The organism is Dysgonomonas sp. GY75 (assembly GCF_015234155.1).
Taxonomy (GTDB): domain Bacteria; phylum Bacteroidota; class Bacteroidia; order Bacteroidales; family Dysgonomonadaceae; genus Dysgonomonas; species Dysgonomonas gadei.
Genome location: NZ_JADCLQ010000067.1, coordinates 1 through 12935, shown reverse-complemented (window position 1 = coordinate 12935; position 12935 = coordinate 1). Strand labels below are relative to the sequence as shown.

Here is a 12935-nt window from a genome sequence, read left to right as displayed (position 1 = left end):
AACTTTTAAGGCTTAAATCTGATAAATTTCTACAATTATTGAACTTTCATCTATCAAAAAGGTAAATTTATAGCTTTCAACATCGTACTATCTTTTGCTGTCCATCTGTTATCGACGAGTATATAATCTATAGTAAAACGGAGTGTTTTTATTGCTTTCAAAACGCTTGTTGTAGTATCGACATCTACAATTTCTCCCTCTTCATACTTGTATTTAAATTTCACTCCGTCTAATGTTAATTCCATTTCAGTGGTGGTTAACCACAAATACGGAAAGTCACCAAAGCCGGATGACCATGTGTATTCAGCAATAGGATTCTCCGGCACTTTTTTCAGGTCTCTAAAAAGATGAATATCTGCAGCGCAATATCCGCTACCTGTACCACATGACCGAATATAATAGTATTCGCCAACTTTTTTGAACCCATCGAATTGTCCCTGCCAGCAACAATTATAATTGCCGGATGGAAATGTCTTTCGGGCAATCGTTTTATTTATTATATCTACCTGAAGTACCATATTATCAGGAAAAGAACATGCTTTGTTATCGACATACACCATATAGCGTCCCACATGTTTGTCCTTATAATACTTAGCCATTACTTCACTTTCTTTCACTTCATCTCAACGAGTAAAGTCAATGTACGATGATTCGGAACGTATAACACCGTTCCCTCCCGCAAGTTTAATTAATTCCAATGCGTCCAGCTTCTTCAAGTAGCCGCTTTCTCCTTTGAAAGTACCTGTCCATATATTCTTTTCTACCGGGTATACCCAGTTCGTATAATAAATAGAATCGTTCATGTATTTAGATATCGCACTATCCAATTGGCTTATAAACATATCATCCTCAGATACCGATTGCCCGCCTCTGGTACAAGATAAAAGGAATATACAAAGAAAAACTATATGGAATATATATCTCATATTGCTTTATATTTAGACAACCAGTTTTTTATAGATTTGAATATATAATGTTAAAATTTCAGGTTAAAAATACATATAATTCTCGACAATAATATAAGCCTGTTTACTTTTCAACATCATATCAAATTTTAATATTATTTGATACAAATCTGTCATCTTAAATGCTTTCCTTTGTAATAAGATGAATGATAATGTACTCGAAAAACTAAAAGTATTGGCAGAGTCAGCGAAGTACGATGTTTCCTGCTCTTCCAGTGGTACTGTCCGTAAAAACAAAGCGGGCGGGCTGGGAAATACTGTCGGCGGAATGGGTATTTGTCATAGTTTTACAGAAGATGGACGATGTGTTTCCCTGCTTAAAATCATGCTTACAAACTTTTGCATCTATGATTGTGCATACTGCATAAACCGCAGAACAAACGACATTCGCCGGGCAACGTTTACCGTACAGGAATTGGTGGAACTCACCATCGAATTCTACCGTCGCAATTACATAGAGGGGCTTTTCCTTAGTTCGGGTGTCATCAATAATCCCGACTATACAATGGAGCGTATGGTGCGGGTAGTCAAAGACCTGCGCACGGTATACCGCTTCAACGGGTACATACATATGAAAAGTATTCCCGGAGCGAGTCAGGAACTGATAAGTGAAGCCGGACTTTATGCAGATCGTATGAGTGTGAATCTGGAAATACCCACCGAAGCGAACCTGAAACTGCTGGCTCCCGAAAAAGATCACCGCAGCGTATATAAACCGATGCGCTATATACAGATAGGTATGCAGCAGAGTATCGAAGACCGTCGCAAATTCCGTTCTGCACCCCGTTTTGTTCCGGCAGGACAAAGCACACAGATGATTGTGGGTGCCACAAACGAAAAGGATAAGGACATTCTACGGGTATCGTCGATCCTCTATCAGCAAACGCAGATGCGGAGGGTTTATTATTCGGGGTTCATTCCGGTGAATAGTTATGACAACCGTTTACCTGCCCTGAAACAAGCTCCCCTAGTGAGAGAAAACCGTCTCTATCAGGCTGACTGGCTTATGCGGTTTTATCAATACCGTGCCGATGAAATTGTAGATGATGCTTATCCCGACCTCGACTTAGAAATCGATCCAAAACTGGCTTGGGCGCTCCGGCATCCCGAAGCATTCCCGATAGATATAAATAAGGCGGATTATGCAATGATTCTCCGTGTGCCGGGTATCGGTGTAAAGTCTGCGCAATTTATTGTGATGTCGCGCAGGCATGGCCGGATAAATGCATCGCAACTGAAAAAGATAGGTGTGGTAATGAAGAAGGCACAATATTTTATTACATGCAACGAACTGCCAATGTACACTGTCAATGAAGCAACCCCGGAATATGTTCGCAAAATTCTTACAGAACCGAAGAAAAAGAAAATAGACGACAAACAGCTATCAATCCTTTTCCCCGATTAAGAGCCTGAATCCTTAATTATTCATTCTTAATTCCTTATTAAAACATTGCTTGTCTTTTTTTACGATAAAACATTTGAAGGTTTACTTACCGCAATCTTCGACGCTTATAGCCGGAAAACTTTTCCCGACAGACTATTAGGTGAAGGAGAGATTGCACCTATGTTTATGGAAGACAGTCATACCATAACCACTCAGGAAGATAAAGCTACCCGGGTATGGACTTCCCTTCAAAATAAACTAAGTAAAGGAGCGCAGAATATGGTGACATATGCATGGTTATCGGAAGAAGAAGGAAGTGACGAACTACTGTTCCGGTTTATCAGGAAATCATTTGACAGTAAAATATCTATCGAAACCAATTTTGGGGATGAGGATGTACTCAAACTGCACCAACTGGCCAGAAAGGTTTCCCATGAGGAATTATATATAAAACAATTCGTACGCTTTCAGAAAGCAGCCGATGATATTTTCTTCTCGGCTATATCACCCCGTCATAATGCACTGCCTCTGGCGATAGAACATTTCAGGGACCGTTTTTCGGACCAGAAATGGGTTATTTATGATCTAAAGCGCAGATATGGCTTTTACTACGATCTGCACACAGTAGTGGAAATGACTCTCGATAACGATGAACATCTGCTGAGCGGTAAATTAGATGAGAACCTGATGGCAGAAGACGAGAAGATGTTTCAGGAATTATGGAAAGGATACTTCAAATCGATGACAATAAAAGAGCGGATCAACCTGAAACTGCAACGTCAGCATATGCCAAAACGCTTTTGGAAATATCTGACCGAGAAACAATGATTCTCACATCCGTAAATCCAATTTCAAAGCGCTCAGGATGTAGAATACTCCTTTAAAATCAATTATCAGCATCCATATACTTCAAAAGCTGACCACTGATTTGCATCAGGGAAATTTCACACAGCTTTGTATTAAATTCAGCTTGCACGAGACGTTCTTCCGCTTCCAGTAAACTGTTTTGCGCCTCCCGGAGTTCTATACCCGACAGGTCACCAAGTTTATAGCGTTCTATCGCTATTTCGTGGTTTTCACGGGCAGTTTCCACATTCTCCTTTTCCAGATTGGTCAACTCTATATTGTTACGGTAAGCCATCCACATATTGGCCAGATCAGCTTTCAGCGACAGAGTGGTTTGTTCATATTCCAGTTGCCTGTTTTCTATTTCGATTTTGGCATTTCGTTGTTTTCTCTTACGGTTGAAACCACTGAATAAGTTAAGCCCTACTGTAAATCCATAATTAAGTCCCAATGTGCGCTGATTATCTATGGTTCCTGTATTGTAAATATTCTTTGTGATGCCATATCCTGCATTGAACTTCAGATATGGATAATTCTCACTCTGGACAGTCTTCAGATCCAATACACTTAGTTTCTTATTTTTGTCGGATAACAGCAAGAATGTATTGTTAGAAAGCATACCCTGCATTATATCGTTCTGGTCGAGAAACTCGTTGTATATAATAACCGAATCCTTAGTTTCTATCATCTGGTCTATCTTCTTCTGAGCCATCAGCTTATTCAGCAATACACGGGACGTGTACAGCACTTCATATTGCTTGATTAACTGTGAACTGTCACTGTTGAAGTCTACACGCGCCTGCTGCATATCCAGCCGTGAACCTGCTCCTATTTCATAACGGGCTTCTACTATCCGCAAGCGCTCTTTCGATAATTTCACTGCCGATTTCAGGTTTTTCAGGCGGATGGTTTGCTGTATATAATTATAATATTCGGAAGTAATATCTGCGATAAAGGTTTCGATAGTAAGCTGTGTATCCAGTTTACCCATTTGCTGCAACTCTTTCAGCCGGTTGTAATTTGTCTGTATATTAAATCCGTCAAAGATAGTCCAGTTAAGGTTTATACCTGCGTTGAGATTCTGATTATTCACTCCGTTGCTTGTGTTCGTCTCTCCCGACTCCAGTTTCTGCTTTACATTATTCGATGTACCCGAGTAGCCGCTTGTAAGATCTACCGTGGGTAAATATCCGGCATTGCCGATAGTCATATTATTATCGGATACTTGCTCATTATTTCTCGATATACGAATGTCATAGTTATTCATTAATCCCTCCTGTATACACCTGCTCAGGTCATAAATATTTTGAGCTTGAGATACGGTAGGTAATATAAATAACAGTAATATAGCGAATAAATATTTTTTCATATAATATTGTGATATAATACATTAACCATTAACAGCAATCTTTGCGTCTTCTTTTTCTTTCTTCTTTCCTCTATCTGTCGAAATATACAAATACATGGCAGGTACAATAAATATTGTTAGCAAGGTAGATACCATCATCCCACCGATAACAGCCACTCCCATTGCCATACGTCCGTTTGCACCTTCAGCACTTGCAAATACAAGAGGCAACAGCCCCAGCACGGTACAGAAACTTGTCATAAGGATTGGACGCAGACGCTGTACTGACGCACCCTGTATGGCTTCAAGCTTACTCATTCCGGCTTCCTGCCGCTGGTTGGCAAATTCAACGATAAGAATACCATTTTTGGCTACCAGACCAATGAGCATGATAATCCCGATCTGGCTGAAAATATTCATCGAGATGTCTTTTATGTACATAAACAGCAACGCCCCTGCAATAGCCAACGGAACGGTAAGCATGATAACGAACGGATCTTTGAAACTTTCGAACTGCGCGGCCAAAATAAGGAATATAAGCAATATAGCCAGTACGAATGCAAACATCAGACTGGATGAGCTTTCCCTGAAATCTTTCGAGTCTCCGGCCAATGCTGTACGGAAAGTATCATCGAGTGTTTCTTTGGCTATGCGGTCCATTTCGTTGAGTCCGGCACCTATAGTCACACCCGGAGAGAGTCCGGCGGATATTGTAGCCGAGTTGAAGCGATTGTAACGATAAAGCTGCGGAGGAGCCACGCTTTCTTCCAATTTTACCAGATTACCTAACTGAATCATACTACCCGTAAGATTTTTAAGGTATATCGATTTCAAATCGACCGGTGTATTCCGTTGCTGACGGTTTATCTCACCTAGTATCTGGTATTGTTTTCCGTTCATGTAGAAATAGCCCATACGCTGCCCGCTGAGCGCATACTGGAGTGTTTGCCCGATATCTCTCGTGCTGACACCCAATACGGCGGCCTTATTGCGGTCGATGATTATCCGCGTTTCAGGCTTGGTGAATTTGAGGTTTACATCTGCCATTTGGAATAAGGGACTTTCCTGTACCTTCTGCATAAACAGCGGGATAAATTCCTCCAGTTTAGCAATATTAGGCGCCTGCAACACATATTGTATAGGCATACTGGAACGCCGTCCTCCGAATGTAGATTGCTGCTGAACAAAGGTACGGGCCCCCGTTTCCTTTCTTACAGCTTTGGAGAGTTCATCAGCTATTTGCATCTGGCTCCTGTCCCTTTCTTTAATACCGGATAAATTGAGGTTCACGTTACCTCCCCCGGTCCATACACGCATCGTATTTATGAGTCTTTCGGGAGCTACAGAATCGGCTATGACTGCTATTTTTTCGGTATAATTCCTCATATATTCATAAGTAGAACCTTCAGGCCCGCTGGTTCTGATTGTTATCTGTGAGCGGTCTTCCAACGGTGCCATTTCGGACGGGATAACCTTCATCAGATATACAATTGACACCAATGTAATGATAATAATAGGCCATATGATCACTTTTATGCTCAAAAACTTATGCAGGGCGTTATGATATCCGTTCATCAATCCGTTGAAAAACGGCTCTGTCTTTCTATAAAACCAATTAGGCTTTTCTTCTTTTTTCAACAATTTGGTAGAGAGCATCGGGGTAAATGTCAGGGCTACAAAGGCGGAAATGAGCACGGCTCCGGCAATTACGAAGCTAAATTCGCGGAAAAGCCGCCCTGTCATTCCTTCAAGGAATACGATAGGGAAAAATACAGCTACTACGCTAACAGTAGTTGATATCACAGCAAAGAATATTTCTTTCGAGCCTTCTATCCCAGCCTCTTTAGGAGACATTCCTTCTTCTATTTTCAGATATATGTTCTCCGTGACCACAATGGCATCGTCGACCACCAGCCCCACAGCAAGTACCACAGCAAGCATGGATAGCACATTAATGGAGAATCCGGCTACATACATTACAAAAAACGCACCTACCAGCGATACGGGTATTACCACGCATGGCACAAGAGTTACACGCCAGTCGCGCAGGAAGAGAAAGATTATGATAACCACAAGAGCAAAGGCAATATATACGGTTTCTTCCACTTCGGCTATCGATGCGCGTATAAATTTAGTATTATCAAAAGCCACATCGATAAATACATCTTCGGGCAGGTCTTTTCTCAGTTGTTCGAGACGTATCATTGCTTCGTCCGATATTTCTATCTGATTTGCACCCGGTTGAGGAATGATGACGGTACTTACGGCCGGTACCCCATTACGGCGCATGAGACTGCGCTGATCTTCCGTGCCCAGTTCGGCTGTACCTACATCTTTGAAACGTACCACATTAAAATTATCTTCTTTGATAATCATATTGTTAAATTCTTCCGGTGTCTGCATCAGACCTAATGTGCGGATAGTAAGCTCCAAGGCATCACCTTCTATACTACCCGAAGGCAGTTCCACGTTTTCACGATCGACGGCATTTTTTACATCCATAGGAGTAATACCATACGCGGCCATTTTTACAGGATCGAGCCAAAGACGCATCGAGTAGCGGTTTTGCCCCCATATTTCCACAGCACTCACGTTTGGTATTGTCTGTAAACGTTCTTTTACTGTCAGTTCTGCTATTTCACTAAGTTCCAGCAAAGAACGTTTTTCACTCTGAATACTGATCTGAATAATCGGATTGGCGTCGGCATCTGCCTTCGATACAGTAGGCGGATCGCAATCACGGGGCAGATATCGCTGCGCACGTGATACTTTGTCTCGCACATCATTCGCTGCTGTCTCCAAATCCACCGAAAGTTCAAACTCCACCGTTATACGGCACGAGCCCTGACTACTACTACTGGTCAGTGACCTGATGCCAGGGATACCATTAATGTTCTGTTCAAGTGGTTCGGTTATCTGGTTCTCTATAATTTCAGCGTTTGCACCGGGATAGGTAACGTTAACCGAGATAATGGGATTGTCTATATTGGGATATTCACGTACGCCCAAATATGTATATCCAATCATACCCAACAGGAATATGACCAATACAAATACTGTTGCCAGCACCGGGCGTTTAATACTTATTTCGGATATTGTCATCAGTTATTGATTTCTGATTTCAGGATTTCCAATATCAAGATTTATTTAAATTATAAAATCTAAGAATTTGAAATCTTGAAATTATATTTAATTATTGTCCACAAAATTATCTATTGTCACAGGTAGTCCGTCTCTCAATTGCATCACTCCCGTAACAAGCAAAGTGTCGCCTACGCTCAAGCCATTGAGTACCTGAACCGAAGCTGCTGTCCGCATTCCTTTTTTCAATGTTACCTGATGAGCCTTTCCTTCTTTATATATATAGGCTATATCGCGCCCCATTTCTGCAATAGTGGATAAACTGGGAACAACGATGGTATTCTTTATTTCCTGTAGTCTTATTTCTATATTTGTAGATAAACCCGGTTTGAGGCGTCCGCCTACATTGGGATATAAAGCACGTGCTTTTAGTGTCAGTGTGACTTTGTCGAGATTCGACTCCACCGCATATACAGTGGCCCCGTATGTACTGAGGTCGTTGTCGAATGTAAAAGTGATGGGTGTGCCGGCTTTTATATTGTTTACATAGGCTTCACCCACCGAGAACTCGACTTTCAGCGGTGATATTTTAGTAAGGCGCGTCACAATCGTGGACGGAGAGGCGTATGTACCTTCACTGACCAGACGTAAACCAACAATGCCATCGAATGGAGCACGGAGTTCGGTTTGTGCAATTCGTGATTCGGTAAGTTCGATATCAGCCATCAACTTATCCAGTTCCGTATTCACAGACTCATACGCTTCCTGGCTCACGGCATCTTTTGCCAACAGGGCTTTTTGACGGAACACACGGTCTTGTGCCAGAGGAACTTGCGCCTTCAGTTTTTTTAACTCGGCCTGTAGTGGTTTATCATTTACTTTAGCCAGTAATTGCCCTTTTCGCACATTGGATCCTTCATTGAAGTGTATTTCCGTGATTTTTCCTGAAGTTTCAAACGACAAATCTACTTCTTCGTCAGGTATAAGCAAGCCCTTTTCCCGAATCGTTTCGGTGAGATTATCCGGCTTCAATATCATCGCGTTTACATTCAAAGTATTCCGTAGCCTGTTTCCACCCGGACTACTGTCTTGTATAGTAGGGCTTATTTCTTCTCCAGGCGATACGATTTCCTTTATTTTAGGATAAAATGCCATTCCGGCAATAAGTAGCACAATGACAACGACAAGTGCTATTTTCGTTTTTCTATTCATAGTAAATATTCAATTTCATCTGTCGTTTTCTTCGCAATGTCATAATCAATGTAAATTTGCTTCTTCTCATTGCTTAATGAAAACGTTTTCTATTTCGGGCCTCTAAATTCTACTCTCGGAAAATGTGACGATAAGTAAATAAAAAGGTTTAATAGCGAAGCGTAATTTTAGTCTTTATTCACATTGGTAAACAAAAAATTACACAAAGGGTTTTCTCTGAAAAATATAAAAGCTCAATGAAGTTTTTCATTAAGCTTTTATTCTATGATTGTTAGAAGCTGTTTGAATTATACCGGAATAAATAAAAATAAACTTTTAACAACCTTTGCCAGCCTCTGTTTGGCCGTTTTAAGCATCTTTTTAACATTTTTCTCTTGGTTTAGCCCGCTAAACCCGCGATAAAAATGTTAAAAAGATGCTTAAATCAGCTCAAAACAGGCAGGCAATATAACTCAAACAGCTTCTTAAATGTATTTCATATTTAAAGCGCTCCGGCTATTTTTCCCAGAATAATATCCACTCCGGCTATCTTATCTCCATTTTCGGAAAATACACCTATTATATACTGGCCTTTCCAGACAGCAGGTATATCGCCATTATAGCGATCTTTTATTATCAGATTTCCCTCAACAAAGTCTAAAGGCTGTTTTGTAAAGGTAAAATATTTATTCAAAATATCTTTTGCCCCGTCTGCCGACTTAGCATCGACAACAAACGCCTGAAATGTTTTGTTATCTATCTTGTATTTAGCCGTATAAACCATATTGAGAAAAGTATGACCTATATAATTAGCTGTGACATATGTTTCGGTATGCGGAATCATATCTTCTTTAGGAAAAGCGTTTACAACAGGTGGATAACCAACTGTAGCATCGATATTTCCGGCCAAATGTGCAGCTATCGCTCTCATCGTTTCCGAAACATTTTCCTGTGCACTGCTCCACATTTTCACATATATATTGCCTGCAAAAAAGAAAATACCTGAATCGTCCCCCTGTGCTTCTCCCCCGATAGGAAAAAATGTCAGTTCGGACGAACGTTCCGATGCATACATTCCGAATGCATCTTCCGGGCTCGCATGACGGTATGCCTGTATAGAGATATAGTCGTCACCTTTGGTGTATTCCATTTGTGTCATTTCCCTGAAATTATTCTCCAAATATAAAGGCGCCGCACCGTTGATGCGGTCGAACAGGTTCTCAGGGCTGAAAACTTCAATTTTATCCGAAATAGTCCAACCTTCGGTTACAGGCAGCCATGATTTCAATTCGGCAGGCGTCTGGGCCGAAAGGGAATATACCGTACAGAAAAGGAAGACAATAATGCACTTTAAGATTTTCATATATTATCTCATAATTAAGTTAAGAATTCGTTGGGCACATTCATCACAGGTGTAATCGCCGCTATCTTTTGCGACACATTGAACCCCGATGGACAGTCTACAGCGCATGAGTTACAGCCGGAACAGACATTTTCTGCCAGATTTAGCTCTGTAAGCGTCTCCTTCGACAGTTGTGAATATTTATATCCGTAGGTGTACATATACGCACGCATAATGTCGGGGATAGGGAGATGTTCGGTACATTGAGCCACACATTTATTACATTGCTGGCAGAACATCATTTCCTTATCGCATAGGGCTGCCAGATATTCCTGTTCGCCCGATGTGAGTTCCGGACTTTGCGCAGCAGCAAGGCATTCATCGAACTCGTCATAATTGGAAAATCCGGGGATAGCCGTTGTTATGTGTTCGTTTTTCCATGCCCATTTCAGGCAAGCCTGAGCATTGATTTTTTTCTTGCCATCGGCATCCTCCACTCCACCTGTCATTGTTTTCATTGCCACTATACCGATACCGGCTTCGGCGGCACGTTTGACAGCGTCGTCCGTTTCTTTCAGGTTATTCAGCTTAAAATTATAACTGATGAGTAATACATCATATATTCCTGCCTTTATAGCTGCATCTATTAGTTCCGGTTTATGAGCGTGAGTGGAAAAACCTATAAAACGAGCTTTGCCTTCTTCTTTTATTTTACTGAGAGCTGCAATTATCCTCTCGTCCGAAACTTCTTCCACATCGCTGTAGGCATGTGCATAGAAGATATCCACATATTCCATTTTGAGGCGCTTGAGGCTTAGTTCCAGTTTAATATTCAGGTCTTGTTCAAAATCAGACTTCAATGGGTAGTCAATTTTAACTTTTGTCCCCAGAAAATAGCTTTCGCGCGGTTTACCTTCGAAGAAATTACCCAGCATCTCTTCGTTACGCCCATTCTGATAACCATGTGCCGTATCGAAATGAAAAATACCCGAATTATAAGCAGCTCTCACTACATTCGGATTATCGGCACGCATAACTCCCATACTCAAAATAGGTAGTTTAACACCTGTACGCCCCAATGTACGCAAAGGTATTTCATTCATTTTTACCTGTGTTGTCTTACTTAACGTAGACGCAGTAGTTCCGGGAACAATCAGGGCACCGGCACCCACTGTTGCCGAAAGCCAGAGGAAATCTCTTCTGTTAACACCTTTCTTTTCCATGTTTGTAGTTGAATATTTTAAGGTTTGAATATATGTGCCAGAATGTGTATCTTGTGATTAAATAGGTTATCGCAAATATAGCAATATTTTTTAAATCAAGACATTAGGGTATAATAAATATCAGGGTAAACCCGAAAATTATTTTTTTGAAAAAGTTTATCTATATAGTAAGCTATTAGCCTTTAGCTGTTAGCTTACAGCTCTTTGAAATATTGGAATAAGTGAAGAAACTGATATATGTGTAACCTTTGTTACTTTTTGGAAAAACTGTAGGGGCGGTATATCTTGTAACAAAGTTGTCAGATGTGTCAGGTTTTAACTAAACATGGTTAATAAACGTAAACAATATAATAAATTACGAGTTTTGTCGCTTCGCACCGCTAACGACTAGAAGCTATCAGCTAATAGTTGAAATATCTGTTACTTTTGTTACCTTTTAACAAGTAAGTATTGCAAAATATTTATTGAAACATTTTAACGTTCGTTTTTTTCTAACGCGCCAGCCGGCTTGTTTTTCATTTTGCCTTGATGCAAAACGAAACAAAAAATCAAGGCTGCATCCCTTCGGCGACCCAAAACCGCAGCTCCGGTGGGGCAAAATAATACGGAATCATCCATAGCCGGATTATCAGCCGTGTACAGCAGCTACCCTATTTTGCCCTACACCTCCGCTTTACAGATTGGGTACCCCGCCTGCGGAATGAGGCCGTTATCGCGATGCGGCGACAAGACAGTGTATCTTCATGCTTTAGCTCCACGTGCGTCAGCCCTCGCGCATTAGTGACGCAGGCGGGGTACCCAATCCGTTGCAGGCGGCGTAGAATCAAACGGGGCGATAGCCCGTGTGTTTGATTCAGACGGCAAAACGGTTTTGGGTCGCCGAGGAGCGGAGCGCTAGCCTTTTGGTTCGTTTTGGGCAATGCCAAAATGAACGTTTAAGCGAAACGAAGTGGAGCTGAAAAGAATAGAACATTAAAATCCAACTACTGATTCGCATTAATTATTCATTCTTAATTCTTAATTGTTTTCTGTGTTACCTTTGTTACTTTTTGGGAAAACTGTAGGGGCGAAACATCTTTCATCCGTTAGTCATTGTGGGCGAATGTTTATTCGCCCCTACAAAAGCCATAAAATCCGTTACTTCTGTTACTTTTTAACCAAATACAGTTAACAAATATATTAAAAATACACAAGATGAAAACAATGAAAAAACTGTCAGATGTGTCAGGTTTTAACCAAATATAGTCAATAAACGTAAATACGACAATAATGAGTGATGAGCTGAATTTTACACCTTAGCGTGAGAATACTCTTAAGAAACGCTATCGATAGGCACTAATCTAAAACCATACTTAGCGGCCTGTTTATCAACGTATTTAATTCTTCGTTCCTTGAAATAGTGATTATACTCGTCAAGAGGTAAAGGCGAAAACTCTTTTTTATCCCTGAGCATCCGGTAAAAAATAATTGCCAGCTTGCGAGCAGTCGCTTTTATGGCTGTTGGTGCACCGCTTTTGGCCTTGATGCGCCTGTAAAATTCACCTAACCAGTTATT

At 41.0% G+C, this 12935-nt stretch carries 9 protein-coding genes and 1 pseudogene; 2 read left to right on the top strand and 8 right to left on the bottom strand.

The annotated features are described in order from the left end of the window. Positions 1–53: 53 nt before the first annotated feature. Together IR083_RS23760 and IR083_RS23755 are read right to left on the bottom strand one after the other, a co-directional pair. Entirely contained in the window at positions 54–599 is a 546-nt protein-coding gene (locus tag IR083_RS23760) for a hypothetical protein (protein ID WP_194226178.1), read from the bottom strand. Positions 600–623: 24 nt separating this feature from the next. After that, positions 624–926, bottom strand: coding sequence for a hypothetical protein (locus IR083_RS23755; RefSeq protein WP_194226177.1), 303 nt, complete (start codon positions 924–926; stop codon positions 624–626). A gap of 181 nt (positions 927–1107) precedes the next feature. Here IR083_RS23755 and IR083_RS23750 point away from each other — a divergent pair, with 181 nt between their 5' ends. Both IR083_RS23750 and IR083_RS23745 read left to right on the top strand, forming a co-directional pair. Further along, positions 1108–2370, top strand: a complete 1263-nt coding sequence (locus tag IR083_RS23750; RefSeq protein WP_194226176.1) for a putative DNA modification/repair radical SAM protein — start codon at positions 1108–1110, stop codon at positions 2368–2370. Positions 2371–2415: 45 nt separating this feature from the next. Beyond that, positions 2416–3177 (top strand): TIGR03915 family putative DNA repair protein, encoded by a 762-nt coding sequence (locus IR083_RS23745; protein WP_006799292.1) that lies wholly within the window; start codon positions 2416–2418, stop codon positions 3175–3177. Positions 3178–3235: 58 nt separating this feature from the next. On the opposite strand, the gene IR083_RS23740 is transcribed toward IR083_RS23745, so the two are convergent. From IR083_RS23740 to IR083_RS23715, 6 genes and pseudogenes are all read right to left on the bottom strand, one after another. Next, the gene (locus IR083_RS23740) at positions 3236–4564 is read right to left on the bottom strand and encodes a TolC family protein (protein WP_194226175.1); all 1329 of its coding nucleotides are present in this window, start codon (positions 4562–4564) and stop codon (positions 3236–3238) included. A gap of 21 nt (positions 4565–4585) precedes the next feature. Further along, on the bottom strand, positions 4586–7645 hold the full coding sequence (locus IR083_RS23735) for an efflux RND transporter permease subunit (RefSeq protein WP_317174794.1): 3060 nt from the start codon (positions 7643–7645) through the stop codon (positions 4586–4588). Positions 7646–7732: 87 nt separating this feature from the next. Continuing rightward, complete coding sequence (locus IR083_RS23730; protein WP_006799295.1) at positions 7733–8836, bottom strand: efflux RND transporter periplasmic adaptor subunit; 1104 nt, start codon at positions 8834–8836, stop codon at positions 7733–7735. A gap of 481 nt (positions 8837–9317) precedes the next feature. Continuing rightward, the gene (locus IR083_RS23725; protein WP_194226174.1) at positions 9318–10178 is read right to left on the bottom strand and encodes a DUF6599 family protein; all 861 of its coding nucleotides are present in this window, start codon (positions 10176–10178) and stop codon (positions 9318–9320) included. Positions 10179–10192: 14 nt separating this feature from the next. Continuing rightward, positions 10193–11380: an aldo/keto reductase gene (locus IR083_RS23720; RefSeq protein ID WP_194226173.1), complete on the bottom strand. Its 1188-nt coding sequence runs from the start codon at positions 11378–11380 to the stop codon at positions 10193–10195. Positions 11381–12692: 1312 nt separating this feature from the next. Further along, positions 12693–12935, bottom strand: a pseudogene (locus IR083_RS23715) (IS110 family transposase); the annotation flags it as partial.